The organism is Flavobacterium calami, assembly GCF_038290035.1.
Taxonomy (GTDB): domain Bacteria; phylum Bacteroidota; class Bacteroidia; order Flavobacteriales; family Flavobacteriaceae; genus Flavobacterium; species Flavobacterium calami.
On record NZ_JBBYHS010000002.1, the window covers coordinates 163331 to 188790 of the forward strand.

The following is a 25460-nucleotide window of genomic DNA, read 5'->3' on the forward strand; positions in this document are numbered from 1 at the left end:
CAAATGAGTTTTTAATGAATGATTTTTCTTATTTTTGAAAATATTGATGAAACTATATGCCTGAAAAAATTAAAGTTGTTTATACAACAAGCGAAAATCCTGATTTCATATTTTTATACAACACTTTTGATGCTTTTTTGTGGGAACGCTACCCGGAATTAAAAACGGATTATTGGCAAAATAATTTGATAGAATTCAACCCCAATGTGGTTATGTTATATCTAAACGACAAACCAGTAGGTTGTGGTTGCTTTAAAAAGTATAATAATACTACGGCTGAACTGAAAAGAATGTTTGTTTTACCTGAAGCAAGAGGACTTGGATTGGCACAGCTAATTATTAAGGAAGTTGAAAATAAGGCAATCGAACAAGGCTTCGGGGTTTTGATTTTAGAAACACTGTATAAACAAATTGAAGCAATTACTTTATATCAAAAAGTTGGATTTAAAATAATTGACAACTATGAACCTTATGTGGGCAATACAAATAGTGTTTGTATGAGCAAAAACATTAATTTTTAACCAAATGCAAGTAACACATTTTCCAATTACAAACTGGTCTGAAGACGACCGTCCCCGAGAAAAATTAATGCTGAAAGGTAAAAATGCTTTAAGTGATGCTGAACTGATTGCCATTTTGATTGGTTCAGGAAGCCGTAATGAATCGGCAGTTGATTTAAGCAAAAGGATTCTCGCAAGTGTAGATACGTTAAATTCTTTAGGTAAAATGTCTTTGCCGCAGCTGACAAATTTTAAAGGAATAGGGGAGGCAAAAGCCATTGCGATTATCGCGGCACTTGAATTAGGAAGACGCAGAAGGGCAGAAGATACTGTCGAGTTAGCAAAAATCACATCCAGTAAAATTGTTTTTGAAATCATGCAGCCTATTATTGGTGAACTTCCGCATGAAGAATTTTGGGTGCTTTTTCTGAATAATTCTAATAAGGTGATTTTGAAATCTCAATTAAGTAAAGGGGGTATTTCAGGCACTATTGTGGATGTTCGAATTGTTTTTAAACTTGCGTTAGAAAATGGTGCAACTGGTCTGATATTATGTCATAATCATCCTTCAGGCGGATTGATTCCGAGTGAAGCGGATAAGCATATTACAAAGAAAATAAAGCTGGCCGGAGATCAGTTAGATGTTAAAGTTTTGGATCATTTGATTATTACTGAAACAAAATATTATAGTTTTGCGGATGAAGGAATTTTATAAATTATGAATGCAAATATTACAGACGTCTTTTTTGATTTGGACCACACATTGTGGGATTTTGACAGAAACTCAGAATTAGCTTTTAACCGAATCTTTGAAGGTAAATTTCCTGAAATCAATTGTCAGGATTTTATAGAAAAATATATTCCCGTAAATCAGGCCTGTTGGAAATTATATCAAAATGATCAAATTACACATCAGGAATTGCGTTATAACAGATTGAAATTCTCTTTTGATGCTTTGGGAATGATTGTTTCTGATGGAGATATTAATGAGATAGCAAATGATTATATTGAATTCTTGACAGACAATAATCACCTTTTTGAAGGAGCTATTGAAGTTTTGGATTATTTAAAACCAAAATATAATTTGCATATCATTACCAATGGTTTTGCCAGTGTTCAGGATAAAAAAATAAACAATGCAGCTCTTTCAGGTTATTTCCAAACAATTACAAATTCTGAATTGGCTGGTGTAAAAAAGCCAAATAGTATTATCTTTGATTATGCCGTTAATCTTGCGCAGGCTGCAAAAGAAAATTGTGTTATGATAGGCGATTGTCTGGATGCAGATGTGAATGGCGCCTTGAATGCGGGTTTGGATGCTATTTTTTTCAATGATAAAAAGGTGAATGCACCTGCGAATATTAAACAAATAAACAATCTTTTAGAACTTAAAAAATATTTATAATTATGAAAATTAAATTTTTATTGCTTTTTCTTTTTGCTTCCTTTTTAGGGTTTTCGCAATCTGTAAACGACTTTAAAGCAGTTATTGTACCTATAAAATTTGAATTTGCTAAAGGTATAAATCCATACAGATTGTCAACTCAGACAAAAGCAAATTTAGTTAAGGCAGGATTTGAAGCTTATTACGAAAATGACCAGCTTCCTGCAGAATTAATTAACCGTTGTGATTTGTTATATGCAGATGTAAAAAGAGATAATGCTTTTTTGGTGACAAAACTTTTTGTAGAACTTAAGGATTGCTATGGAAAAGTAGTATATACCTCGGAAACAGGTAAAAGTAAAGAGAAAGATTTTGAAACAGCATACCGCGAATGCCTTGATTTGGCTTTTGTTTCGATAAATAATTTGCATTACAAATATAATGGAAAAACAGGAGTAGTATCTTCAGCAATAACACCTGCTGTTAGTGTTGCAGCTGTTTCTGCAGCTCCTGCTGTTTCAGCTGTTTCAGCACCAGTTACGAATCTTTCGGATCCTAACTTGTTATATGCACAACCAACAGAAACGGGTTACCAGTTAATTGATAAGACACCAAAAGTAGTAATGAAATTAATGAAAACTTCTCGTCCCGATTCGTTTATTGCTATAAAAGACGGAGTACAGGGAACTCTAAATGCTAAAGATAATCAGTGGTTTTTTGAATATTATAAAGATGATAAATTAGTTTCTGAAAAAGTTTCAGTTAAATTCTAAAATATAAAATAGGGTTTAATAACCATATTTGTCTTTCCAGCGGTTCTTTAAAAATTCGCGGTTGCTATTCTCTCTGGAATTGCTTCCGGGATTATAAAGAACCGTTTCTTTTATAGCATCAGGCAAAAATTCCTGTTCAGCAAAATTATTAGCATAATCATGAGAATATTTATAGTCCTCACCGTATCCTAATTCTTTCATTAGTTTTGTTGGCGCATTGCGTAAATGAATAGGAACTGGTAAATCACCTGTTTGTTTAACCAGTTGTTGGGCATTTCCAATGGCCATATATGATGCATTACTTTTGGGAGAAGTAGCTAAATAAATAGCGCATTGACTTAATATAATTCGGCTCTCAGGATAGCCTATGGTTGAAACAGCCTGAAAAGTGTTGTTTGCCATGATGAAAGCTGTAGGATTCGCATTTCCAATATCTTCACTGGATAAAATCAACATTCTTCGGGCAATAAATTTTACATCTTCGCCACCTTCGATCATTCTCGCTAACCAATATACAGCACCGTTCGGATCGCTTCCTCTTATTGATTTTATAAAAGCGGAAACAATGTCATAATGCTGTTCTCCGGTTTTGTCATATAGAACAGTATTTTGTTGAACAAGTTTAAGAACTCTGTCATTTGTAATAATGATTTCATCATCTGCAGAAGCATTTACAACCAATTCAAAAATGTTGAGTAGTTTTCGGCCATCACCACCAGAGAGGCGTAACAGTGCTTCGGTTTCTTTTAAAACGATTTTTTTAGAAACCAAAAATGTGTCGGTTTTCATTGCTCTGTGTAATAAGGCTTCTAAATCGTCTTTTGTAAAGGCGTTTAAAATGTAAACCTGACAACGGGATAACAAAGCGGGTATAACCTCAAAACTTGGGTTTTCGGTTGTTGCTCCAATAAGGGTAATCCAGCCTTTTTCGACAGCTGCCAAAAGTGAGTCCTGCTGTGATTTACTGAACCGGTGAATCTCATCGATAAATAGAATCGGATTTTTGGCTGTAAAAAGACCGCCGCTTTGTTTGGCTTTTTCAATTACATCGCGAATGTCTTTTACCCCCGAATTTATTGCACTTAATACATAAAAAGGTCTTTTTGATTCCTGTGCTATAATTTGTGCCAAAGTTGTTTTTCCGGTCCCGGGAGGTCCCCAAAAAATCAATGACGGAATAATTCCTTTTGAAATTTGCTGCGTTAATGATCCGTTTGGTCCGACCAAATGACTTTGACTAATATAATCTTCTAATTTCTGTGGGCGAATGCGCTCGGCTAAAGGTGCTTCCATTTTGTAAAATTACTATTTTCAATTACTAATTTAAATTTTTTAAGAAGCTATTTGTTTTAGTTTTCTGTTGTTTGTCTTTTGCTGACAAATTATCAGTAAATATTTTTTGGAAGGTTTTTTGATGTTTTTTGTTTAATAGATTCTTTTAGGACATGACTGATAATCACTTTAAATTTTCAAATACTATAATTGGACTTCCGGTTTTTTTTGTTCTTATTTTGTGGATTATCTATTGGATTCAGATTCGGTTTGATTTCGATTTCTATCAAAACGGAATTTATCCACGTGATTTTTCCGGACTACAGGGGGTTTTATTTAGTCCGTTTATTCATGAGAATTTAAATCATCTTTATAACAACTCTATTCCGCTTGTTGTATTATTACCGGCATTACAGTTTTTTTATTCTAAACAATCTGTAGGGGTTATTGGCTACGGAATTTTATTTTCGGGTTTAATCACATGGCTTATAGGTCGTGAAAATTATCATATTGGAGCAAGTGGATTAATTTATGTTTTAGTAAGTTTTATTTTTTTTAAAGGAATCCAGACTCGTTATTATCGTTTAGTAGCGTTGTCTTTTGCTGTAATTTTATTGTACGGTGGAATGATCTGGTATGTTTTTCCTGATGTAGATCAAAATATTTCCTGGGAAGGACATTTAGGAGGTTTTATTACTGGATTTGGGCTGTCTTTGTGTTATAAAGCGCCAGAATATGCTAAGCCAATTGTTTATGACTGGCAAAGACATGATTTTGACCCAGCTCAGGATCCTTTTATGAAGCATTTTGACGAAAATGGTAACTTTATTAATACAGAAAATCCTGATGAAGAGACTGAAATAATTTCTACTTATTTTAATTCTGATGTTTCGGTTAATTATGTTATAACTAAAACAGAGTCAGAAGATAAATGATTAAGAGAATGTCAGTTTGATTAGAATTGGTTATTTTTGTTTGTGCTGGATAATCTTATATGTTTCGTATGAAAAAGATATACTTAATAACCGTTTTTCTGACTGTATTGATTAGTTCAGAAATTTTTGCTCAGTGTGATATAAAAAACAGAGTATTGGCTGACGGCACAATGGAGTTTTATTTTGAACCTGCTGTTTTTTATACAACAAAATCAAAATCTCTAAAGATAAGTATAGTAACCGACAAAGAACATTTTTTTGTTGCCTTACAGCCGACACCATTTCCTTCTAAAAAAGACGGCAAAAAAATCAAAGATGATTTGTTTATTGAACTTGCCGATAAAAAAATATATAAATTGACTCATTACGACACTCAATATAAAAATAATGATTCGATAATGCAGGTTTTATATTTAATTGACAACAAAGATATTAAGGCATTCTCAAATTTTGAAGCTATCTCAGCGGAAATTAATATGCAGGGGACAGAGTTTGTTAGAAGTTATAACTTTAAGTTACATAAACAGGCCATCATGAAACAATTGGCTTGTGTTTTTAAAGAAGAAGATAAATAAAGTTATTCGTCATGAGTTATAATCTCATTTTTCTGATGCAGTTTTTTATTAATATTTTTTAAAAGATTATTGAAAATGAGTGTTAAAGAAGCAGCATTTGTGATTTGATTTCCGTTATCACGAGGAAGATATTCATTTACATACGTCAATTCTAATTGTATATTGTCGGTAAACAAATAGCCTACCCCTATGTTTAATCTGTTACGGTCAAAAAAGCTGATTCCTGTTACTTTGGTATTTGATTTAAAAAACAATTCATCAGACGCTAGAGCATAAACAACACCTTCTCTAAGAACCTTGCTGTTGATAGGTTTAATGTACTTAATTTGCTGTCGGTAGCGTATCACATTTTCATAGTCATAATCTTCGTTTCTTATATGTCTGAGTTCGACTCTCGTTCTTGTACTAAGTGTATATCCGGTTTTATGAAAATAGTATATTCCCTGTAGGGCAAATCTCCATTCAGGAGATTTAAATTGCCCGATTTCAGGAACATCCTTGTTGTTATAATATGCCACAAATGAAGAAAGTTTCCAGCGTGGGGTTAAGTAATAATGCCCCCAGCCTCTGAATGATCTTTGAATATTATTTTCAAAAATGTTAGAAGATGATTCTGTGCTGCTATAGCTACTGTTAATATTTAATTCAGCAGACCATTTATTATTTATGGTTCTGTTAAATTGTAATTCGTTCCAAAATTGCCCATAAGTTTCAGTTTGAGCAGCACTTAAATTCATAATAAATAATGCAGCAAGCAAACTGATTTTTTTTATAGATATAAATTGTGCAGTTTGGAAGTACATCTGAATAGTTTGATTTTTATATTAGCATCTCAATTTCTACATTTTTTCTAATATCGTTGACGAACAGCTTCATATAAAAAAGCTCCACAGGCTACAGAAACATTTAGAGATCCGATAGATCCAAACATAGGTAATTTTGCTTTTTCATCAACAATTTTAAGAACAGATGGATTAATTCCCCTGTCTTCAGACCCCATAATAATGGCTACAGGCTCGTCTAAGGTAATGTCATAAATATTTTGATCTGTTTTTTCAGTTGCTGCAACAGTTTTAATTCCCGAACCCTGTAGATAAAATATAGCATCTTTAATATGCTCAACTTTGCAAATTGGAACATTAAAAACAGCTCCGGCAGAAGTTTTTACAGTGTCACCGTTTACAGGTGCCGATCCAGCCTTTTGAATAATGATTCCGTTTACACCTGTACACTCTGCAGTTCTTATGATGGCACCAAAATTTCTTGCATCAGAAATCTGGTCTAATATTAAAAATAAAGGTTTAGAGCCGGATTCAATAGTTGATTCAACAAGGTGTTCCAAATCGATAAAACCAATAGGGGAGATGGTTGCTACGGCACCCTGATGGTTATTTGGTGTTAAGCGATTTAGTTTTTCAACAGGTACGTAGGAAAAGTTAATATTGGCACGTTTCATTACCTTCATTAAATCCTTCATTAATTCACCCGAAATTTCTTTTTGGATAAATACTTTGTCTACTTCTTTTCCTGCCTGAATGGCTTCTATAATGGCTCTGATTCCAAATATTTGATGTTCTTTTTCCATAGGACAAATGTAGGTATAATGTTTTATATAAAAAAAACCACCCCAAATGAATGGGATGGTTTGTGTTATCAAATTAATTTTTAATTAGTTTGCTTTAACTAAATTGAAAGTATATTCAGCTGAGCCACTAAATCTAATCTTTAAATTTATGTCTCCAGTACATGATCCAACATTTCCAGTACCAGTAACCGTATAAACTTGTCCAGGACCATAATTCCATTGTTCATTACTAGTGACTGTAACAGAATTATTAACTGGATTTATTGTACCGATTATGTAAGATGTGCTGGCGTTTATTAAATATGGATTCGCCGTATTTAAAATTCTAAAAACATATTGACCATTTGAAGGGTTGTAAACTACAGGAACAATATCTCCAACGCTATAATCTTGCCATGTATCCGCAGTAACTTTGTAATTTCCATTAAAAAGAGAAGCGTCTTCTAAAGGACAAGAAACAATATAGTTTTGAAAAACTGAAAATAAGGTAGTATTAGCAATGTCAGAACCAAAAAGCGCTACGCCTTTTTCATCATACATTTTTAATATTGTTCCGTCTTTTTGTTTAAGATCAGCACTAATCTTTAAAACGTCTGAAGTAGTAATGTCATTTGCCGAATTTATTGAATTAAAGGCATTGTATAAATCATTTTGATTGAAATGTATTGTTGCAGGAAAACCTGAAACATTTGCCTTCAAAACGGCCCTTTCCGTTACCCCGTTTTTAGTGTAAAAACCAACGACATCCAAAGAAGAAAATTTTCCAAATCCAGTGTCGAAAGTTAATCCCAAATCAATGTCCTCACCATTTTTTAGTGCCAATAAATTTAATCCTTGATCTGTTCCGGCAATCTTTTGTATATTAGGTACAGCTCCCTCAATTGTATCAATTTTTGAGGTGCCTCCATCGTTATCACATGATACAGCTATAAAGACTAACAATATAGATGTAAATATTAATTTTAATTTTTTCATTTTTTCAATTTTTATGGTTAGTTATCCCAAAATATTTTGTAAGTGCTAGGAACTTTTTGCGCTGGCGCATTCGCATTTGTATTTAATTCATTTTGTGGCCAGTATATAGATAATTGAAAAGGATTGTTCTGTATTGTTTGTGAATCATTCAACGGAAATGCATCACCATTGTTTAATTGATACTCTTTCGTTGTGCTTAATGGGTTAGCCAATATAGGATAACCAGTCCTTCTGTAATCAGTATATTGATCCATTGGATCTCCAAAAGTACCTACCCATTTTTGAGTCATGATGATTTCTAACTGTTTGTCTGTTGAAGCAGAAGTAAATTCAGTAATGATTTTATTTATAAAGTTAGTTACAGCTGTAGATCCTGTTAGTACCGGTACAGTTTGTGTTGATTTGTTGTTGAGAACCACTTGGTCAACTTTTTCAAAACTTTTAGTAATTGCTTCTCTAAGTTTTGTAGACGCACTTCCTGGTAATTTTCCAACTTGAATTAATTCAGCCTGAATATATAAAAACTCATCGTAAGTTAATATTCTATGCGGAGCTATTCCAGTACCAGATTTTGTAGCTAAAGTAGCAACAGAACCACCTTGTCCATCATCATATCTACCCCCTGAAGTAAATATACCTGGGTATGTATAAGAGTTTTCTGCACTTTTATCTCTGTCAGGACCTGTACTTCCAAATCGGATACTAAAGAAACCTGTAGATTTATCCCAATAATCTGCATTTGGATTTCCTGTTGTTGTATTTCCTTGATCAGGAGGGAATTGATTTGGCTTTAATTGGTTATAAAAATAGTAACGAATTCTAGGGTCTGGATTTCCCGTGTGAATATTTGGATTCACCCCCCTTAAAATTTCATAAAACCAAGGGCTTTGGTATGAGCCAAACTGAGTACTTTCATAAGATTCTATAAACAATTTATTTCTTTCATTAGTTGGCGAAATCGAATTGAAACGTGCAAATTGAAAATCATCAGCATTAGATGTAAAGAAATTGTTTTCAGCAATAAGTGCATTGAAACCATTTTGATCAAAATCACTTGTTAATCTTGTTTGATTATATAATTTCAACTTGAAAGTATTTGCAAATCTTATCCATTTCCCAGTATTTCCACCATAAAAAATATCATCAGTTGTAGGCTTTTTTGTTCCTGCATTACTTGCCAAATTTGCTTTTGCAGTTTCTATCAATGCAAATACACTCGCATAAATTTCTTTTTGGTTATCAAATTTTGGAGCTAATACACCACTAGTTAATTTTGAAGCTTCAGAGTAAGGAACATCTCCCCATAAATCAACTGCGTAACTCATGATATAAGCCTTTTGCATTTGGGCTATTCCAACATAAACTAAATCTCCAGAAGCTGTACCCTGTTTGATTAAAGTTTCAATATCATTTAGGGCTAAATAAATAGCATCCCAATCATTAGTCATATTGATATTGCCAACCTGAAGTCCATACTGATCTTCTTCTTCTCTAGAAGTCATTTGATGTGTATATGTTGAAATAAGTCCACCACTATTATTATTAAAATCTCCAACTGTTGCAACAGTAGTTTCAATATTCGTTAATAAATAATTTAATGGTGCGATTGTAGGATCATCGGTGTCTTTATCAACATCTAAGTAATCACTGCAGCTACTAAAAAGTGCAGTAATAGTTAATAAAACTAAAATAGCTTTATTGTTTTTTATATCGTTAATTAATTTCATGTTTTTTTTTTTAAAATGTTAAATTAACTTTAAGACCAAATCTTTTTCCACTTGGGGCAGCAGAAGTTTCGATACCCTGTAAAGTAGAATTCCCGTAACTAGTAGTTTCTGGGTCAAAATTGGTGTATTTTGGAACATTCGGAGCATAATACCATAAGTTACTACCCAAAATACTAAAGCTAAGTCTGCCAAATGGTGTTTTGTCTAAGACTTTAGAAGGCACATCATAAGTTAAGTTTACTTCTCTTAGTCTAAAAACTGTACCGTCATATATATCAGCTTCGTCAACACTGTTTATTGCAAATGTGTTACCTCCTGCAGGAGAGAAATATAACTCTTGAGTAGATAATTGAATTGTATTTGGTATTTGATTACCATTAGCATCTAAAATTGGCTGACCAGTAGCACTGTCTCCATAGTAACCAGGGATGATATGAGTTTTTTCTCTGTCTTCAGTATCTTTAGTAACACCTCTACCAAGTAATTGTTGAATAGTTGAAGAAGATATATCTCCACCTTGTTTCCAGTCAAATTGAGTTCTTAAGCTCCAAGCTTTGTAAACAAAAGTATTAGCAAAACTCACCTTAAAATCAGCATTTGGATCTCCGATGATTCCTAAGTTAGGATCTTGAATGATTGCTCCTCCAGATCTGTTAATCAAGAAATTTCCTTTTGCATCACGTGCAAATTTTGTACCGTAAAATACTCCAAATGCTTCACCAGGAATAGCGTATGCTATTTGATTAGGGTCTAATTGTATTCTTTCTAATCCTTCTTTTAAAGATAATACTTCATTTTCATTTTTCGTAAAATTAGTGCTTAATGTCCATTTGAAGTTATTTGTTTTTACTGGAACTAAGACTAATCCAATTTCAATACCTTTGTTTCTTATTGAGCCTGCATTTGTTCTTAATACTTCGAAACCAGTTGAACTTGGAACTGTAACATCAGTAATCAAATCGGTGGTTGTTTTGGTATATAAAGTTAAATCTAAAGTTATACGTTTAGAAAAGAATTCTAAATCTGTACCAACTTCAAACTCTTCCGAGAATTCAGGTTTTACTTGCTGATCACCTAATGTTGTATTGTTTCCAAGTTGTGGTTGAGTATTGTAAGCTTGTCCTTGATCATATGAGATTTTTAAAAACTCAGCATCATTATCTCTACCTACTTTAGCGAATGAAGCTCTTAATTTAGCGAAGGTTAATACTTTGCTGTCAATATTAAATGCATCAGTCAAAATTACAGAACTACTTACAGATGGGTAGAAGTAAGAATTGTTATCTTTTGGTAGTGAAGAACTCCAGTCGTTCCTTGCAGTAGCATTAAGGAATAAATAGTCTTTGTATGACAATGTTACATCGGTAAAAACACCTACGTTTCTTTTTTGAGCTCTGTCATCCCCTAAGTTGATAATACTTTTAACATTGTGAAATGTAAATATATCAGGATTAATAAATTCTCTACCTTCGTTTGTAATTCTTGAATAATTATTTTGTAATACGTTATTACCTATTATGGCAGCTAATTTGAACTTTTCACTTAAGTCATAATTGAAGTTAACTAAAAGTGTAGATTCTATGTCTTCATTCATGTATTTATCACTTAACAAGTTTCCTAAACCGTTATTAGCTCTTGATGCTAAATCGCGAATTTGGATTCTGTCTAATGAATATTTGTTTAAACCTACTCTATAGGAAGCAGAAATATTATCGTTGAATGCATAATTTAAATTGATTCCAGCAACAATTCTGTCTGTATTTGTAGTAATTTGATCATGTTCCCAAGACCATAGTGGATGGTCAAATTGAGTTCCGTTTGGTGTTACAGATCCACCCGTAACAGGATCGGTATATGGTAAGTTTAAATCCCAGTTTCTAGCTAAGAATAATGTTCTAGCAAATGATGACGATGCACCTGCGAACTGATTTTCTCCAAAGAAACCTCCAACTTGTTTAGTTTTAGCATAACTCATGTTACCGCCAACAGTAAGCTTTTTGCTTAATTTGAAATTTCCTCCTACAGACATAGAAGTTCTGTCATATGTATTGAATGGAATATATCCATCTTGATCTAAATTAGAAATAGTAGCATTAAAAGTTCCATCAGGTCCAGAGTAGTTAAATCCAATGGTTCTGTCTAGTACGGAGCCTGTTCTAAATAAATCTTTAACGTTGTTAGGTTTAGCAACATAAGGAACTGTAGGTCCAAATTGATCAGGAAATGCAGTTAACAAAGTAGGCCATGTTGGAATTGTTTCTAAAGAATCAAAACGTGGTCCCCAAGATCCATTTGCATTTGAGTATTGATAAAGAGTTCCTGCTCCATATTTGTTTTGGTATTCAGGTAAGTTGGCAATATTTTCCAAATAGGATCCCAAACCAACATTTACGCTTAGTTTTTCTGTTTTAGTTGGTTTTGAAGCTCCTGATTTGGTTGTTACAACGATAACTCCATTCATAGCTCTTGAACCATAGAGTGCTGCCGCTGCGGTACTTTTTAGGACGTTAACACTTGCAATGTCATTTGGATCTAAAGATGATAATGCTGATTCGTAGCCACCACCACCGGTAATTTGACTTGTACTTGTTACTGATACATTACTGTACGCAATACCATCCACGATGATTAGAGGGTCTGTATTTCCAATCAATGAGTTAACACCTCTGATGGTGATTTGGTTAGCAGCCCCTGCTACACCTGTAGATACATTAACATTTACACCTGCAACTTTTCCTTGTAAAGCTTTTGATAAATCAGGCTCTGAAATCTGTGTAAGTTCTTCAGGTTTTACTGAACTAACAGCATATCCTAATTTTTTTGGATTTCTTTTAATCCCAAAAGCAGTTACTACAACCGATTCAAGTTGTGTAGTGTTATCAGCTAACTTTACATTTAAAGATGTTGAGGAAGCAACAATCTCTTGAGCTTTCATCCCAATGTAGCTGAATACCAATACCTGGTTTGGTGAAGCTTTAATAGAGAATTTACCATCAAAGTCTGTTTGTGTTCCAGTTTTTGTTCCTTTAACTAACACACTAACACCTGGTAAAGGCATTCCTGCATTATCGGAAACTGTTCCGGAAACAGCTCTTTCTTGCGCAAATGTGATTTGTGCAAATAGTGCCAATAAAAGCACTAAAAATCCATTGAACTTTAGTTTCATTTTTAAATATTTTGAATTAGTATCGCAAAACTCTTAATAATTTGTTAACTATCCTAATAAATAAAAATGTTTTTTCGGTAAACATCAAAATTTAACATTATAACATATGTTTACGATAGTGTTATATAATTTTAAATTTTGTTCGTCTGTTATGCTATTTGTGATGTTAATTTTTAAAATGCCGCTTGTGGTTTGTATTGTTGTTCCGAGTCCAATTCCTGTTAATTTGTTGAGTTTGGTTTTGTTCTCGCTTCTTGTTAGGTCTTGATATACTCCATAATCAAGAATTGAATTGATATATAGTTTTTTTGAAACAAGGTATCTGTATTCTGTAAGAATTGATAAAAAAAGATTTGCTTGTAAACTGTTTTCCAGAAAACCTCTAATTGAATTTATTCCTCCAAAACGGAATAATTCGTTTGCTATATAGTTTTTACTTGAGAGATAAAAATTTTGTGAATTTATGTTAATAAAATTCTTTTGATTGAGTTCAAAGTTGTATGAGTAGTTTAAGTTAGTGTAAAATTGATTGCTAGAAGTCACTGTTTCGGGTTGGTTGTTTGTGTTTCTCTTTCCAAAAGCTAATAATAAGTTAAGACTGGCCTTTTTTGGTAACAAATAATTAACAGGATCTGTTTTTATATAATCGAATGTGGAAGTGGTAAATGAACTTTTGAAATCGCTTATTGTTGTGCTGTTTGTGTTTTGGATATCACTGGACTCTGTTGTTTGGTATCCTATGTATATTTTGGTGTTGTAATTTAGGTAGTATCCTAGATCGATTGCTGTTTTTGTGTTTTGGAATGTACTGTCCTGTTTAAAAATATTTAGTTGTGCTTTGATTCCTAAGGGAGATTTGAATATATAGGGGATTTCCAGCTTTGTGTTGAATGTTTTTTGTTGGTTTCCATCGCTTTTCCAGTATAGTGAAAATTGTTCTCCAGCTAAAAGAGTGTTTAGTAAGGTTATGTCAAGGTAACCGTTTAGATTGATTTTTTTATTTTCATCATTTGAAAAACCAATGTAACCATCGAAATTGTTTGCTTTTCTTTTTTCGATGTAGATGTAGATTTTTGTAGAGTCATTCGTGAATAATATTTCCGGATATTTAGATTGGTTCACAATGCCAAAATTGTTGATGTCGTCATAAAGTTCTTTGACTGTTTTTTGATTGAATGTTTTATTGATGTATTTTTTGTTTAATTGTTTTAGGTGTCCTTTTGGAAAATAATCTTTACGATTATCGTTTGTGTAATTTACTATAATGGAATTTAGAAGACGTTTTTTTTCTGGATTTAAAAATAAATCGGCATAAATTATCAAATCCTTTCTTCTGATGTTTTCCAGTTTTATTTTGCTCAAAGAGAAACCTAGTTTTTCTGCATCAATAATTTTTTGATTGAGATAGTTTTCGGTCTCATTATATGGTATAATTACAGTGTCTTTTTGTATTTCTGTGTCTTTGAAAAAAGAATGATTTCTACCTATATATATATAGGTGTGTTTTATTTGTTTTCCAATGGATAATTTACAGGTGTATGTTGAGTCGTTTGTTTTGTTGTTTTCAAGTGTTTTGACGTCTAAATATCCTTTTTTGTGGAGTTTTTCTATTGAGGTGATTATTTCGGTTGTTAAGGATTTGGTGTTAGGGTGTTTTTGAATGTAATTTAAAGAGTCTATAATTGTATTTTCAGTTTTATTTGTCCCCTGTATTTTTAAATTAAAACTTTGGGTATAAGCAGGTAAACTTATAAGGTAAAAAAGAAATATTTGGATTAACTGTTTCAAAAGTAATTGTCTTGTTTGTTTAGTTAGAGTCTTGCAAATATCTGCAGATTGTTTCGAAAATCATAAGGATAAATAATGTTGTTGAAAATTAATGATTTAACGTTTGTATACTGGGATTTATTTTATACATTTGCAACCCCGTAAAAAGCGGGAATTTAATAAACATAATAATTTTTAGTATTAATTATGCCAACAATTCAACAATTAGTAAGAACAGGAAGAACTCAGATCACTAAGAAGAGTAAATCGGTTGCTTTAGATTCTTGTCCTCAAAGAAGAGGGGTTTGTACGCGTGTTTACACTACTACACCAAAAAAACCAAACTCTGCAATGCGTAAAGTTGCGCGTGTACGTTTGACAAATGGTAATGAGGTGAATGCTTACATCCCTGGAGAAGGACATAATCTACAAGAGCACTCGATAGTATTAGTGCGAGGTGGAAGGGTAAAAGATTTACCAGGTGTTAGATATCATATCGTTCGTGGAGCGCTTGATACGTCAGGTGTTGCAGGTAGAACGCAAAGAAGATCTAAGTACGGTGCTAAACGCCCAAAAGAAGCAAAAAAGTAATTTAAAAACTTTTAAGAAAAAGACATGAGAAAAAGAGCGGCAAAGAAAAGACCACTTTTACCGGATCCAAGGTTTAATGACCAATTAGTAACACGTTTCGTGAATAACTTAATGTGGGATGGTAAGAAATCTACAGCTTTTAAAGTATTTTATGATGCAATTGATATCATCGAAACTAAAAAGCAAAATGATGAGAAAACTTCATTAGAGATCTGGAAAGATGCTTTAACAAACGTTATGCCTCACGTAGAAGTACGTAGCCGTAGAGTTGGTGGAGCTACATTCCAAATTCCAATGCAGATTCGTCCAGACAGAAAAATTTCTATGGCAATGAAGTGGTTAATACTTTATTCAAGAAGAAGAAATGAAAAATCTATGGCACAACGTTTAGCTTCTGAGTGTTTAGCTGCTGCTAAAGAAGAAGGTGCTGCGGTTAAGAAAAGAATGGATACTCACAAAATGGCAGAAGCTAATAAAGCATTCTCTCACTTTAGATTTTAATTCGTAAGAAATGGCTAGAGATTTAAAATATACAAGAAATATCGGGATTGCTGCTCACATTGATGCTGGTAAAACAACAACAACTGAGCGTATTCTTTTTTACACTGGAAAGTCACATAAAATTGGTGAGGTACACGATGGTGCTGCAACAATGGACTGGATGGCGCAAGAGCAAGAAAGAGGTATTACAATTACTTCTGCTGCTACAACTTGTACTTGGAATTTCCCAACAGAGCAAGGTAAAGTTCTTCCAGAATCATTGCCTTATCACTTTAATATTATTGATACTCCTGGACACGTTGACTTTACTGTAGAGGTAAACCGTTCTTTACGTGTACTTGATGGTTTAGTTTTCTTATTTAGTGCTGTTGATGGTGTTGAGCCTCAATCAGAAACTAACTGGAGGCTTGCTGATCAATATAGAGTTCCTCGTATGGGATTCGTAAACAAAATGGACCGTCAAGGTGCTAACTTCTTAGCTGTATGCGGACAGGTTAAAGATATGTTGAAATCGAATGCGGTTGCAATTACTTTACCTATTGGTGATGAAGCAGATTTTAAAGGTATTGTTGACTTGGTAAAAAATCAAGCTATTGTTTGGCATGATGAAACTCAAGGAGCTACTTTTGATATTGTGGATATCCCAGCTGATATGGTTGATGATGTAAAACACTACCGTTCTATCCTTATCGAAGAGATCGCTACTTATGATGAGAATCTTTTAGATAAATACATGGAAGATGAAAACTCTATTACAGAGGAAGAAATCAACAATGCATTAAGAGCAGCTACTATTGATATGGCAATCATTCCTATGCTTGCTGGTTCTTCTTTCAAAAACAAAGGAGTTCAATTCATGTTAGATGCTGTTTGTAAATATTTACCATCTCCATTAGATAAAGAAGGTATCGAAGGAATTCACCCTGATGATGCTGAATTATTAGAAGAAGATCAAACTAAAATCTTACGTCGCCCAGATGTAAAAGAGCCGTTTGCTGCTTTAGCATTTAAAATTGCTACTGACCCATTCGTAGGTCGTTTAGCTTTCTTCCGTGCTTACTCTGGACGTTTAGATGCTGGTTCTTATGTTTTAAATACTCGTTCTGGTAACAAAGAGAGAATCTCTCGTATTTACCAAATGCACGCTAACAAACAAAATCCAATCGAATTTATTGAGGCTGGAGATATTGGGGCTGCTGTAGGATTTAAAGATATCAAAACTGGAGATACACTTTGTGATGAAAAGAATCCAATCATTTTGGAGTCTATGAAATTCCCAGAGCCTGTAATCGGTATTGCTATTGAGCCTAAAACTAAAGCTGACGTTGATAAGATGGGTATGGCTTTGGCTAAATTAGCTGAAGAGGATCCAACTTTTACTGTAAGAACTGATGAGGCTTCAGGTCAAACTATTATTTCTGGTATGGGTGAGCTTCACTTAGATATCTTAGTTGATCGTATGAAACGTGAGTTTAAAGTAGAGGTTAACCAAGGTGAGCCGCAAGTAGAGTATAAAGAGGCGTTTACTAAATCTGCTCAACATAGAGAAACTTACAAGAAACAATCTGGAGGTCGTGGTAAATTCGGTGATATCGTATTTAGAATTGAGCCTGCTGATGAAGTTGATGGTAAAGTTCCTGTAGGATTACAGTTTGTTAATGAGGTAAAAGGTGGTAACGTTCCTAAAGAATATATCCCTGCAGTTGAAAAAGGTTTCCGTGAAGCTATGAAAACAGGTCCATTAGCTGGATACGCTGTTGATAGTTTGAAAGTAACTTTATTAGACGGATCTTTCCACCCTGTGGATTCTGATGCTCTTTCTTTTGAATTAGCTGCAAGAATGGGTTATAAAGAATCTGGACGTGCTGCTGGAGCTGTTATTCTTGAGCCAATCATGAAAATCGAAGTTATTACTCCTGAAGAAAACATGGGTGATATCGTAGGTGACTTGAACCGTCGTAGAGGTCAAGTTAATGACATGGGTGATAGAAATGGTGCTAAAACTATCAAGGCTGATGTGCCTTTATCAGAAATGTTTGGTTATGTAACTACATTAAGAACATTATCTTCTGGTAGAGCTACTTCAACAATGGAGTTCTCTCACTATGCAGAAACACCTTCTAATATTTCAGAAGAGGTAATCAAAAAAGCAAAAGGTAACGCTTAATTTTAAGAAAATGAGTCAAAAAATCAGAATAAAACTAAAATCTTACGATCACATGTTGGTGGATAAATCTGCTGAAAAGATCGTAAAAACAGTAAAAACTACTGGAGCAGTTGTAACAGGTCCAATTCCGTTGCCAACTCACAAAAAACTTTTCACTGTATTGCGTTCTCCGCACGTTAACAAAAAAGCGAGAGAGCAATTTGAAGTAATGTCATACAAGAGATTGATTGATATTTATTCATCTTCATCTAAAACTATTGATGCTTTAATGAAACTTGAATTGCCAAGTGGTGTTGAAGTAGAGATAAAAGTATAATTTTTTTATATTTTTTCATATAAAAAGCGAGTCAGAAATGTCTCGCTTTTTTTTGTTTTTTAAAATAGCTTTCATTGTGTCTTCTTGCGGGATTTTAAGATTGGATTTTTCTGGAAAATTTATATAAATCCCTTTGTTTTAAAGCGATGCAGAGTTTTTTTGTTGTGATTTTATTAATTAATTGTTATGTGTCATTTGTTTGTTGAAGGAAAAAATAAGATTGAATTTCGGAATAAAGAAGATCGTTTTTAGTCTTTGTTTTGAGCTTGGATTTTGATTATGAGCGATTTAATTTTTGTAACTGTTTGGTATATTCAATTTTAATAACTACTTTTGCACTCCCTGTTTGGAAATTTCTGTTATTTTCAAATTGAAGGGAATTTTAGTAATTAATAATTAATATTTATGTCTGGGTTAATTGGTAAGAAAATCGGCATGACTAGTATTTTCGACGAAAACGGGAAAAACATTCCTTGTACAGTAATCGAAGCTGGTCCATGTGTTGTTACCCAAGTCAGAACCAACGAGGTTGACGGGTATGAAGCGTTGCAACTTGGTTTCGATGACAAAAACGAGAAACATTCTACTAAAGCGGCTTTAGGTCACTTTAAGAAAGCTGGAACTGTTGCTAAGAAAAAAGTCGTTGAATTCCAAGATTTTGCAACTGAACAAAAATTAGGAGATCTTATTGATGTTTCTATTTTTGAAGAAGGAGAATTTGTAGATGTACAAGGTGTATCTAAAGGTAAAGGTTTCCAAGGTGTTGTTAAGCGTCACGGTTTTGGTGGTGTTGGACAAGCTACTCATGGTCAGCACAACCGTTTAAGAGCGCCAGGTTCTGTAGGAGCTTCTTCTTATCCATCTAGAGTGTTCAAAGGAATGCGTATGGCTGGAAGAATGGGAGGAGAAAATGTAAAAGTTCAAAACCTTAGAGTTTTAAAAGTAGTTGCTGAAAAGAACCTACTTGTTGTTAAAGGGTGTATTCCTGGACACAAAAACTCTTATGTAATCATTCAGAAGTAATGGAAGTAAAAGTATTAGATTTCAACGGAAAAGATACTGGAAGAAAAGTTCAACTTTCTGATTCAGTATTCGCAATTGAACCAAACAATCACGCAGTGTATCTTGATGTTAAGCAATATCTTGCTAATCAAAGACAAGGTACTCATAAGGCTAAGGAAAGAGCTGAAGTAGCTGGAAGTACTCGTAAGATTAAAAAGCAAAAAGGAACTGGTACTGCTCGTGCAGGAAGTGTTAAGAATCCTTTGTTTAAAGGTGGAGGAACAGTTTTTGGGCCAAGGCCAAGAAGTTATTCATTCAAATTGAATAAAGGTTTAAAGAGATTAGCTAGAAAATCAGCTTTCTCTATCAAAGCAAAAGAGTCAAATATCGTAGTTGTAGAAGACTTTAATTTTGAAGCGCCAAACACTAAAAATTTCATTAACGTTTTGAAAGCTTTAGGGTTAGAGAATAAAAAATCTTTATTTGTGTTGGGTGAGTCAAATAAAAACGTATATTTGTCGTCACGTAATTTAAAGGCTTCAAATGTCGTAACTAGCTCAGAATTAAGCACTTACGCAATATTAAACGCTAACAATTTAGTGCTTTTGGAAGGTTCTTTAGAGTTAATTGAAGAAAATTTAAGTAAATAATAGGAATATGAGCATCATAATTAGACCTATAGTAACGGAAAAAGTAACCAAAGAAAGTGAAGTTCTAAACCGCTTCGGATTCGTAGTTAACAAAAAAGCAAACAAAGTTGAAATTAAGAAAGCTGTTGAGGCTGCTTATGGAGTAACTATTGTTTCTGTTAACACAATGAATGTGAGACCAGATAGATCTACTAAATACACTAAAAGTGGTTTAATCAGTGGAAAGACAAATGCATACAAAAAAGCAATTGTTCAAGTACAAGAAGGAGAAACAATTGATTTTTACAACAATATCTAAGATAGAAAAATGTCAGTAAGAAAATTAAAACCTATTACCCCGGGTCAGCGATTTAGAGTTGTGAATGGTTATGACGCTATTACAACTGATAAGCCGGAACGCTCTTTGATAGCGCCGATAAAAAACTCTGGAGGTAGAAATAGTCAAGGAAAGATGACCATGCGTTATACGGGTGGTGGTCACAAGCAGAGATATCGTATTATTGATTTCAAAAGAACTAAAGATGGAATTCCAGCTACAGTGAAATCAATCGAATACGATCCAAATCGTACTGCATTTATTGCTTTATTAGCTTATGCTGATGGAGAGAAAACTTATATTATCGCTCAAAACGGATTGAAAGTTGGTCAGAAATTAGTTTCTGGTCCAGAATCTCAACCAGAGATTGGTAATACTTTACCTTTAAGCAGAATTCCTCTTGGAACTGTTATATCTTGTATTGAGTTACGTCCAGGACAAGGAGCTGTAATTGCTCGTTCAGCAGGAACTTTTGCTCAGTTAATGGCAAGAGACGGGAAATATGCAACAATTAAAATGCCATCTGGAGAGACAAGATTAATCTTGTTGACATGTTCGGCTACAATTGGAGCTGTTTCTAATTCTGACCACCAATTAGTTGTATCTGGAAAAGCAGGTAGAACAAGATGGTTAGGAAGAAGACCTAGAACTAGACCAGTAGCGATGAACCCAGTTGATCACCCTATGGGAGGTGGTGAAGGACGTTCTTCTGGAGGGCATCCACGTTCAAGAAAAGGATTGCCAGCTAAAGGTTACAGAACTCGTTCTAAGAAAAACCCGAGTAACAAGTATATCGTAGAACGTAGAAAGAAATAATAAGATATGGCACGTTCATTAAAAAAAGGACCTTTCGTTCATTATAAATTAGACAAGAAAGTTCAAGAAAACGTAGAAAGTGGTAAAAATGCAGTTGTAAAGACTTGGTCTAGAGCTTCAATGATTACTCCAGATTTCGTTGGGCAAACTATCGCAGTTCATAACGGTCGTCAATTTGTACCAGTTTACGTAACAGAAAACATGGTAGGTCACAAATTAGGAGAGTTTTCACCAACTAGATCTTTTAGAGGTCATGCTGGAGCAAAAAATAAAGGTAAAAAATAAGAAGCAATGGGAGTTCGTAAAAGAGAAACAGCAGATGCGAGAAAAGAGGCTAATAAGTCTATTGCTTTCGCAAAATTGAATAACTGCCCTACTTCACCTAGAAAAATGCGCTTAGTAGCGGACTTGGTAAGAGGTCAGAAGGTAGAAAGAGCACTTAACATTTTAAGATTCAGTTCTAAAGAAGCTTCAAGAAAATTAGAGAAACTATTATTATCTGCAATCAATAACTGGGAGCAAAAAAATAGTGAAGGTAATTTAGAAGAAGCTGGATTATTTGTTAAAGAGATCAGAGTAGATGGTGGAATGATGTTAAAAAGACTTCGTCCAGCTCCACAAGGTCGTGCACACAGAATAAGAAAACGTTCTAACCACGTAACAATCGTGCTTGGAGCTATCAATAACACACAAAGCAATTCTTAAGCAGCATGGGACAAAAGACAAATCCAATTGGAAATAGACTTGGTATCATCAGAGGATGGGACTCAAACTGGTATGGTGGAAATGATTACGGTGATAAATTAGCCGAAGATCACAAAATCAGAAAGTATATCCATGCTCGTTTATCAAAAGCTAGTGTATCTAAAGTAATCATCGAGAGAACTTTGAAACTTGTAACCGTTACTATCACTACTGCCAGACCTGGTATCATTATCGGAAAAGGTGGGCAAGAGGTAGACAAGTTAAAAGAAGAACTTAAGAAAGTTACTGACAAAGAGGTTCAAATTAACATCTTTGAAATCAAAAGACCTGAGTTAGATGCTTATCTTGTGGCGACAAGTATCGCTCGTCAAATCGAAAGCCGTATTTCTTACAGACGTGCAATCAAAATGGCTATTGCTGCTTCTATGCGTATGAACGCTGAAGGTATCAAAGTTTTGATTTCTGGTCGTTTGAATGGTGCTGAGATGGCGCGTTCGGAAGGTTTCAAAGAAGGTAGAATTCCTCTATCAACTTTCAGAGCTGATATTGATTATGCTTTGGCTGAAGCTCACACTACTTACGGTAGAATGGGTATCAAAGTGTGGATCATGAAAGGTGAAGTTTACGGTAAGAGAGAACTTTCTCCACTTGCTGGAATGGACAAAAAACAATCTGGTACAGGTGGTGGAAAAGGCGGAGATGCTCCTAGAGGCAAATCTAACTTTAACAAAGGTGGAAAACCAGACGCTCGTAAAAGAAAGTAAATTTTTAAACTAAAGAAAAATGTTACAGCCTAAAAGAACAAAATACCGTAAGGTACAAAAAGGTAAAATGAAAGGTAACTCTCAAAGAGGGCATGAACTTTCTAATGGAATGTTTGGTATTAAATCTGTGCATGAAGATGGAATGTTCTTAACTTCTCGTCAAATCGAAGCTGCGCGTATCGCTGCAACTCGTTACATGAAGAGAGAAGGACAATTATGGATTAAAATATTTCCAGACAAACCTATCACTAAGAAGCCTCTTGAAGTACGTATGGGTAAAGGTAAAGGAGCAGTTGAGTATTGGGCTGCTGTTGTTAAACCAGGAAGAATTATGTTTGAAGTTGGAGGAGTTCCGTTATCAGTTGCAAAAGAGGCTTTACGTCTTGCGGCTCAGAAGCTTCCAGTAAAAACTAAATTCGTCGTTGCTAGAGATTTCGAAGCATAATTTATATTTATTATGAAACAATCAGAAATAAAAGATCTTTCTGCAGCGGAGTTGCAAGAAAAGCTTAGTCAAACTAAGAAAGTATATGCTGACCTAAAAATGGCTCATGCTCTTTCTCCAATTGCTAACCCACTTCAGATTAGAAGTGTTAGAAGAACAGTTGCAAGATTAGCTACAGAGTTAACTAAAAGAGAGTTACAATAATTGTATTCTGCTGAAAGATGGAAGAAAAAAGAAATTTAAGAAAAGAAAGAATAGGTGTTGTTACTTCAAATAAGATGGATAAATCTATCGTTATTTCAGAAGTAAGAAAAGTAAAACACCCGTTATACGGTAAGTTCGTGTTGAAAACAAAGAAATATGTTGCACACGACGAAAAAAACGACTGTAACATTGGAGATACTGTAAGAATTAGCGAAACGCGTCCTTTAAGTAAAACAAAATGTTGGAGATTAGTTGAAATCTTAGAAAGAGCTAAATAATTATGGTACAACAAGAATCAAGACTAAAAGTAGCAGATAACACGGGAGCTAAAGAAGTTTTAACTATTCGTGTTTTAGGAGGTACTAAAAGAAGATATGCCTCTGTTGGTGACAAAATTGTAGTTTCTATCAAAGATGCAACTCCAAACGGAAACGTGAAAAAAGGAGCTGTTTCAACTGCAGTTGTTGTGCGTACTAAAAAAGAAGTGAGAAGAGCTGATGGTTCTTATATCCGTTTCGATGACAATGCATGTGTTCTTTTGAATGCTGCAGGGGAAATGAGAGGAACTCGTGTTTTTGGTCCGGTAGCAAGAGAACTTCGTGAAAAACAATTCATGAAAATTGTATCATTAGCACCAGAAGTGCTTTAATTCGTTTTAAGATGATAAAGCTAAAAATAAAATCAGGAGATATCGTAAGGGTTATTGCTGGAGACCATAAAGGTGCTGAAGGTAAAGTTTTACGTGTTTACCGTGAAAAAAACAAAGCGATCGTTGAAGGAGTAAACATGGTTTCTAAACATACTAAACCAAGTGCTAAAAACCCTCAAGGTGGTATCGTTAAGAAAGAAGCTTCTATTCAAATTTCTAACATTGCTTTAATTGATCCTAAAACTAAGGAAACAACTAGAGTAGGTGTTAGAGTAGAAGGAGATAAGAAAGTAAGATTTTCAAAAAAATCTAATCAAGTACTATAGTAATGGCATATACACCTAGACTAAAAGAAGAATATAAGAGTAGAGTAATCTCTGCTCTTAAAGAAGAGTTCGGATATACAAACGTGATGCAAGTTCCTAAACTTGAAAAAATCGTTTTGAGCCGTGGAGTTGGTGCAGCTGTATCTGATAAAAAACTTATTGACTATGCAGTTGATGAGTTAACAAAGATCACTGGACAAAAAGCAGTTTCTACAATCTCTAAGAAAGACGTTGCGTCTTTCAAATTGAGAAAAGGAATGCCTATTGGAGTAAAAGTTACTTTACGTGGAGAAAGAATGTATGAGTTTTTAGATAGACTTATCACTTCTGCTTTGCCACGTGTTAGAGATTTTGGTGGTATTAAAGCTACTGGATTCGACGGAAGAGGTAACTACAATCTTGGAGTTTTAGAGCAAATCATTTTCCCAGAAATTGATATTGACAAAGTAAACAAAATTTCAGGAATGGATATTACTTTTGTTACTACTGCAAAAACAGACAAGGAAGCAAAGTCATTATTGGCTGAATTAGGATTACCTTTTAAAAAGAATTAAGACATGGCTAAAGAATCAATGAAAGCCCGTGAGGTGAAAAGAGAGAAAACGGTAGCTAAGTATGCTGAAAAAAGAAAAGCTTTATTAGAAGCTGGTGATTATGAAGGCTTACAAAAATTACCTAAAAACGCTTCACCAGTTCGTTTGCACAATCGTTGTAAATTAACAGGTAGACCTAGAGGTTATATTCGTCAATTTGGTATTTCACGTGTAACTTTCCGTGAGATGGCTAATAATGGATTAATTCCTGGAGTTAAAAAAGCGTCTTGGTAATCTCGTAATAAGTTATTACTTTTGCAGACCAAAAAATAATTTTTAATTGATTAAAGGTTCGGGAAACGAGTGTTTCCCGAAAACCATAATCGCAATCAAATACATATGTATACAGATCCTATTGCAGATTATTTGACTAGAGTTCGTAACGCTGTGGCTGCAAACCACAAAGTTGTTGAAATTCCAGCATCTAATCTTAAAAAAGAGATAACTAAGATCTTATTTGATCAAGGTTATATCTTAAGTTACAAATTTGAGCAGAACACAGTTCAAGGTTCTATCAAAATTGCTTTGAAGTATGATAAAGATACTAAAGAGCCTGTAATCAAAGATATCCAAAGAATTAGTAAACCTGGTTTACGTAAGTACGCAGGTGCTGCCAAATTACCTAGAATCCTTAACGGATTAGGAATTGCTATTGTTTCTACATCAAAAGGTTTGATGACAGGAAAACAAGCTAAGCAATTAAATGTAGGTGGTGAAGTAATTTGTTACGTATACTAATTTTAAACACTAGATAAA

At 34.0% G+C, this 25460-nt stretch carries 32 protein-coding genes; 25 read left to right on the top strand and 7 right to left on the bottom strand.

Annotation, left to right across the window (positions count from 1 at the left end):
• Positions 1-56: 56 nt before the first annotated feature.
• The 4 genes from AAEO57_RS02155 to AAEO57_RS02170 are packed head-to-tail and all read left to right on the top strand — an operon-like array spanning position 57 to position 2657.
• A complete protein-coding gene (locus AAEO57_RS02155; RefSeq protein WP_341689083.1) occupies positions 57-521 on the top strand; it encodes a GNAT family N-acetyltransferase in 465 nt (154 codons plus the stop codon).
• A 4-nt stretch (positions 522-525) separates the two neighbouring features.
• The gene (gene radC, locus AAEO57_RS02160; protein WP_341689085.1) at positions 526-1215 is read left to right on the top strand and encodes a RadC family protein; all 690 of its coding nucleotides are present in this window, start codon (positions 526-528) and stop codon (positions 1213-1215) included.
• Between the two features lie 3 nt (positions 1216-1218).
• The gene (locus AAEO57_RS02165; RefSeq protein WP_341689087.1) at positions 1219-1905 is read left to right on the top strand and encodes a YjjG family noncanonical pyrimidine nucleotidase; all 687 of its coding nucleotides are present in this window, start codon (positions 1219-1221) and stop codon (positions 1903-1905) included.
• A gap of 2 nt (positions 1906-1907) precedes the next feature.
• Positions 1908-2657, top strand: coding sequence for a hypothetical protein (locus AAEO57_RS02170; protein WP_341689089.1), 750 nt, complete (start codon positions 1908-1910; stop codon positions 2655-2657).
• A 15-nt stretch (positions 2658-2672) separates the two neighbouring features.
• Here the strand turns inward: AAEO57_RS02170 and AAEO57_RS02175 are convergent, their stop codons facing one another.
• Positions 2673-3950: a replication-associated recombination protein A gene (locus AAEO57_RS02175; RefSeq protein WP_341689091.1), complete on the bottom strand. Its 1278-nt coding sequence runs from the start codon at positions 3948-3950 to the stop codon at positions 2673-2675.
• A 152-nt stretch (positions 3951-4102) separates the two neighbouring features.
• Here AAEO57_RS02175 and AAEO57_RS02180 point away from each other — a divergent pair, with 152 nt between their 5' ends.
• Positions 4103-4864, top strand: coding sequence for a rhomboid family intramembrane serine protease (locus AAEO57_RS02180; RefSeq protein WP_341689093.1), 762 nt, complete (start codon positions 4103-4105; stop codon positions 4862-4864).
• 68 nt (positions 4865-4932) lie between these two features.
• A complete protein-coding gene (locus AAEO57_RS02185; RefSeq protein WP_341689095.1) occupies positions 4933-5439 on the top strand; it encodes a hypothetical protein in 507 nt (168 codons plus the stop codon).
• Positions 5440-5441: 2 nt separating this feature from the next.
• Here AAEO57_RS02185 and AAEO57_RS02190 read toward each other — a convergent pair whose 3' ends face one another.
• From AAEO57_RS02190 to AAEO57_RS02215, 6 genes are all read right to left on the bottom strand, one after another.
• Complete coding sequence (locus AAEO57_RS02190; RefSeq protein ID WP_341689097.1) at positions 5442-6242, bottom strand: DUF2490 domain-containing protein; 801 nt, start codon at positions 6240-6242, stop codon at positions 5442-5444.
• A 47-nt stretch (positions 6243-6289) separates the two neighbouring features.
• Positions 6290-7024, bottom strand: coding sequence for a 23S rRNA (guanosine(2251)-2'-O)-methyltransferase RlmB (gene rlmB / locus AAEO57_RS02195; RefSeq protein WP_341689099.1), 735 nt, complete (start codon positions 7022-7024; stop codon positions 6290-6292).
• Between the two features lie 84 nt (positions 7025-7108).
• Entirely contained in the window at positions 7109-7999 is an 891-nt protein-coding gene (locus AAEO57_RS02200) for a hypothetical protein (RefSeq protein ID WP_341689101.1), read from the bottom strand.
• Positions 8000-8016: 17 nt separating this feature from the next.
• Positions 8017-9726: a SusD/RagB family nutrient-binding outer membrane lipoprotein gene (locus AAEO57_RS02205; RefSeq protein ID WP_341689103.1), complete on the bottom strand. Its 1710-nt coding sequence runs from the start codon at positions 9724-9726 to the stop codon at positions 8017-8019.
• A 10-nt stretch (positions 9727-9736) separates the two neighbouring features.
• Positions 9737-12892: a SusC/RagA family TonB-linked outer membrane protein gene (locus AAEO57_RS02210; protein ID WP_341689105.1), complete on the bottom strand. Its 3156-nt coding sequence runs from the start codon at positions 12890-12892 to the stop codon at positions 9737-9739.
• An 84-nt stretch (positions 12893-12976) separates the two neighbouring features.
• Positions 12977-14680, bottom strand: a complete 1704-nt coding sequence (locus AAEO57_RS02215) for a BamA/TamA family outer membrane protein (RefSeq protein ID WP_341689107.1) — start codon at positions 14678-14680, stop codon at positions 12977-12979.
• Between the two features lie 186 nt (positions 14681-14866).
• Here AAEO57_RS02215 and rpsL point away from each other — a divergent pair, with 186 nt between their 5' ends.
• The 19 genes from rpsL (at position 14867) to rpsH (ending at position 25442) form a co-directional block, all read left to right on the top strand.
• Entirely contained in the window at positions 14867-15250 is a 384-nt protein-coding gene (gene rpsL, locus AAEO57_RS02220) for a 30S ribosomal protein S12 (protein WP_007136570.1), read from the top strand.
• 24 nt (positions 15251-15274) lie between these two features.
• Complete coding sequence (gene rpsG, locus AAEO57_RS02225; protein WP_026727879.1) at positions 15275-15751, top strand: 30S ribosomal protein S7; 477 nt, start codon at positions 15275-15277, stop codon at positions 15749-15751.
• 10 nt (positions 15752-15761) lie between these two features.
• Positions 15762-17918: an elongation factor G gene (fusA, locus tag AAEO57_RS02230; RefSeq protein ID WP_144338060.1), complete on the top strand. Its 2157-nt coding sequence runs from the start codon at positions 15762-15764 to the stop codon at positions 17916-17918.
• 10 nt (positions 17919-17928) lie between these two features.
• Complete coding sequence (gene rpsJ, locus AAEO57_RS02235; protein WP_007803605.1) at positions 17929-18234, top strand: 30S ribosomal protein S10; 306 nt, start codon at positions 17929-17931, stop codon at positions 18232-18234.
• Positions 18235-18639: 405 nt separating this feature from the next.
• Positions 18640-19257, top strand: a complete 618-nt coding sequence (rplC, locus tag AAEO57_RS02240) for a 50S ribosomal protein L3 (RefSeq protein WP_026727877.1) — start codon at positions 18640-18642, stop codon at positions 19255-19257.
• Complete coding sequence (rplD, locus tag AAEO57_RS02245; RefSeq protein ID WP_341689114.1) at positions 19257-19886, top strand: 50S ribosomal protein L4; 630 nt, start codon at positions 19257-19259, stop codon at positions 19884-19886. The genes rplC and rplD overlap by 1 nt, the downstream gene beginning before the upstream one ends.
• A gap of 7 nt (positions 19887-19893) precedes the next feature.
• On the top strand, positions 19894-20184 hold the full coding sequence (gene rplW, locus AAEO57_RS02250) for a 50S ribosomal protein L23 (RefSeq protein WP_008464286.1): 291 nt from the start codon (positions 19894-19896) through the stop codon (positions 20182-20184).
• A 9-nt stretch (positions 20185-20193) separates the two neighbouring features.
• On the top strand, positions 20194-21018 hold the full coding sequence (gene rplB / locus AAEO57_RS02255; protein WP_091496650.1) for a 50S ribosomal protein L2: 825 nt from the start codon (positions 20194-20196) through the stop codon (positions 21016-21018).
• Positions 21019-21024: 6 nt separating this feature from the next.
• A complete protein-coding gene (gene rpsS, locus AAEO57_RS02260; RefSeq protein ID WP_008464288.1) occupies positions 21025-21303 on the top strand; it encodes a 30S ribosomal protein S19 in 279 nt (92 codons plus the stop codon).
• A gap of 6 nt (positions 21304-21309) precedes the next feature.
• Positions 21310-21723, top strand: a complete 414-nt coding sequence (gene rplV / locus AAEO57_RS02265) for a 50S ribosomal protein L22 (RefSeq protein WP_007803631.1) — start codon at positions 21310-21312, stop codon at positions 21721-21723.
• A 5-nt stretch (positions 21724-21728) separates the two neighbouring features.
• Positions 21729-22487, top strand: coding sequence for a 30S ribosomal protein S3 (gene rpsC / locus AAEO57_RS02270; RefSeq protein WP_008464292.1), 759 nt, complete (start codon positions 21729-21731; stop codon positions 22485-22487).
• Between the two features lie 19 nt (positions 22488-22506).
• The gene (gene rplP / locus AAEO57_RS02275; protein ID WP_017495016.1) at positions 22507-22932 is read left to right on the top strand and encodes a 50S ribosomal protein L16; all 426 of its coding nucleotides are present in this window, start codon (positions 22507-22509) and stop codon (positions 22930-22932) included.
• Positions 22933-22944: 12 nt separating this feature from the next.
• Positions 22945-23136 carry a 50S ribosomal protein L29 gene (gene rpmC, locus AAEO57_RS02280; RefSeq protein ID WP_341689124.1) on the top strand — a complete coding sequence of 64 codons (192 nt, stop codon included), beginning with the start codon at positions 22945-22947 and terminating at the stop codon, positions 23134-23136.
• Between the two features lie 17 nt (positions 23137-23153).
• Complete coding sequence (rpsQ, locus tag AAEO57_RS02285) at positions 23154-23414, top strand: 30S ribosomal protein S17 (protein WP_008464298.1); 261 nt, start codon at positions 23154-23156, stop codon at positions 23412-23414.
• A gap of 2 nt (positions 23415-23416) precedes the next feature.
• Positions 23417-23785, top strand: a complete 369-nt coding sequence (gene rplN / locus AAEO57_RS02290; RefSeq protein WP_007803649.1) for a 50S ribosomal protein L14 — start codon at positions 23417-23419, stop codon at positions 23783-23785.
• An 11-nt stretch (positions 23786-23796) separates the two neighbouring features.
• Entirely contained in the window at positions 23797-24111 is a 315-nt protein-coding gene (gene rplX, locus AAEO57_RS02295) for a 50S ribosomal protein L24 (protein WP_144338057.1), read from the top strand.
• A 2-nt stretch (positions 24112-24113) separates the two neighbouring features.
• Complete coding sequence (gene rplE / locus AAEO57_RS02300; protein ID WP_341689129.1) at positions 24114-24665, top strand: 50S ribosomal protein L5; 552 nt, start codon at positions 24114-24116, stop codon at positions 24663-24665.
• Positions 24666-24668: 3 nt separating this feature from the next.
• Positions 24669-24938, top strand: a complete 270-nt coding sequence (gene rpsN, locus AAEO57_RS02305; RefSeq protein WP_031456037.1) for a 30S ribosomal protein S14 — start codon at positions 24669-24671, stop codon at positions 24936-24938.
• A 105-nt stretch (positions 24939-25043) separates the two neighbouring features.
• On the top strand, positions 25044-25442 hold the full coding sequence (gene rpsH, locus AAEO57_RS02310; RefSeq protein ID WP_008464306.1) for a 30S ribosomal protein S8: 399 nt from the start codon (positions 25044-25046) through the stop codon (positions 25440-25442).
• The last annotated feature ends 18 nt before the right edge of the window (positions 25443-25460 follow it).

Bases quoted from the DNA above. Each gene is read 5' to 3' on its own strand.
- rplW (WP_008464286.1), top strand. From the start codon at position 19,894: ATGAGCATCATAATTAGACCTATAGTAACGGAAAAAGTAACCAAAGAA.
- AAEO57_RS02185 (WP_341689095.1), top strand. From the start codon at position 4,933: ATGAAAAAGATATACTTAATAACCGTTTTTCTGACTGTATTGATTAGT.
- rplE (WP_341689129.1), top strand. From the start codon at position 24,114: ATGGCATATACACCTAGACTAAAAGAAGAATATAAGAGTAGAGTAATC.
- rpsH (WP_008464306.1), top strand. From the start codon at position 25,044: ATGTATACAGATCCTATTGCAGATTATTTGACTAGAGTTCGTAACGCT.
- AAEO57_RS02205 (WP_341689103.1), bottom strand. From the start codon at position 9,726: ATGAAATTAATTAACGATATAAAAAACAATAAAGCTATTTTAGTTTTA.
- rplP (WP_017495016.1), top strand. From the start codon at position 22,507: ATGTTACAGCCTAAAAGAACAAAATACCGTAAGGTACAAAAAGGTAAA.
- rpsS (WP_008464288.1), top strand. From the start codon at position 21,025: ATGGCACGTTCATTAAAAAAAGGACCTTTCGTTCATTATAAATTAGAC.
- rplB (WP_091496650.1), top strand. From the start codon at position 20,194: ATGTCAGTAAGAAAATTAAAACCTATTACCCCGGGTCAGCGATTTAGA.
- rplV (WP_007803631.1), top strand. From the start codon at position 21,310: ATGGGAGTTCGTAAAAGAGAAACAGCAGATGCGAGAAAAGAGGCTAAT.
- AAEO57_RS02165 (WP_341689087.1), top strand. From the start codon at position 1,219: ATGAATGCAAATATTACAGACGTCTTTTTTGATTTGGACCACACATTG.
- AAEO57_RS02170 (WP_341689089.1), top strand. From the start codon at position 1,908: ATGAAAATTAAATTTTTATTGCTTTTTCTTTTTGCTTCCTTTTTAGGG.
- rpsL (WP_007136570.1), top strand. From the start codon at position 14,867: ATGCCAACAATTCAACAATTAGTAAGAACAGGAAGAACTCAGATCACT.
- AAEO57_RS02200 (WP_341689101.1), bottom strand. From the start codon at position 7,999: ATGAAAAAATTAAAATTAATATTTACATCTATATTGTTAGTCTTTATA.
- rpsQ (WP_008464298.1), top strand. From the start codon at position 23,154: ATGGAAGAAAAAAGAAATTTAAGAAAAGAAAGAATAGGTGTTGTTACT.
- fusA (WP_144338060.1), top strand. From the start codon at position 15,762: ATGGCTAGAGATTTAAAATATACAAGAAATATCGGGATTGCTGCTCAC.
- AAEO57_RS02155 (WP_341689083.1), top strand. From the start codon at position 57: ATGCCTGAAAAAATTAAAGTTGTTTATACAACAAGCGAAAATCCTGAT.
- radC (WP_341689085.1), top strand. From the start codon at position 526: ATGCAAGTAACACATTTTCCAATTACAAACTGGTCTGAAGACGACCGT.
- AAEO57_RS02210 (WP_341689105.1), bottom strand. From the start codon at position 12,892: ATGAAACTAAAGTTCAATGGATTTTTAGTGCTTTTATTGGCACTATTT.
- AAEO57_RS02180 (WP_341689093.1), top strand. From the start codon at position 4,103: ATGACTGATAATCACTTTAAATTTTCAAATACTATAATTGGACTTCCG.
- rplN (WP_007803649.1), top strand. From the start codon at position 23,417: ATGGTACAACAAGAATCAAGACTAAAAGTAGCAGATAACACGGGAGCT.
- rpsC (WP_008464292.1), top strand. From the start codon at position 21,729: ATGGGACAAAAGACAAATCCAATTGGAAATAGACTTGGTATCATCAGA.
- AAEO57_RS02175 (WP_341689091.1), bottom strand. From the start codon at position 3,950: ATGGAAGCACCTTTAGCCGAGCGCATTCGCCCACAGAAATTAGAAGAT.
- rpsG (WP_026727879.1), top strand. From the start codon at position 15,275: ATGAGAAAAAGAGCGGCAAAGAAAAGACCACTTTTACCGGATCCAAGG.
- rplC (WP_026727877.1), top strand. From the start codon at position 18,640: ATGTCTGGGTTAATTGGTAAGAAAATCGGCATGACTAGTATTTTCGAC.
- rplD (WP_341689114.1), top strand. From the start codon at position 19,257: ATGGAAGTAAAAGTATTAGATTTCAACGGAAAAGATACTGGAAGAAAA.
- rpsJ (WP_007803605.1), top strand. From the start codon at position 17,929: ATGAGTCAAAAAATCAGAATAAAACTAAAATCTTACGATCACATGTTG.
- rpsN (WP_031456037.1), top strand. From the start codon at position 24,669: ATGGCTAAAGAATCAATGAAAGCCCGTGAGGTGAAAAGAGAGAAAACG.
- rplX (WP_144338057.1), top strand. From the start codon at position 23,797: ATGATAAAGCTAAAAATAAAATCAGGAGATATCGTAAGGGTTATTGCT.
- rlmB (WP_341689099.1), bottom strand. From the start codon at position 7,024: ATGGAAAAAGAACATCAAATATTTGGAATCAGAGCCATTATAGAAGCC.
- rpmC (WP_341689124.1), top strand. From the start codon at position 22,945: ATGAAACAATCAGAAATAAAAGATCTTTCTGCAGCGGAGTTGCAAGAA.
- AAEO57_RS02190 (WP_341689097.1), bottom strand. From the start codon at position 6,242: ATGTACTTCCAAACTGCACAATTTATATCTATAAAAAAAATCAGTTTG.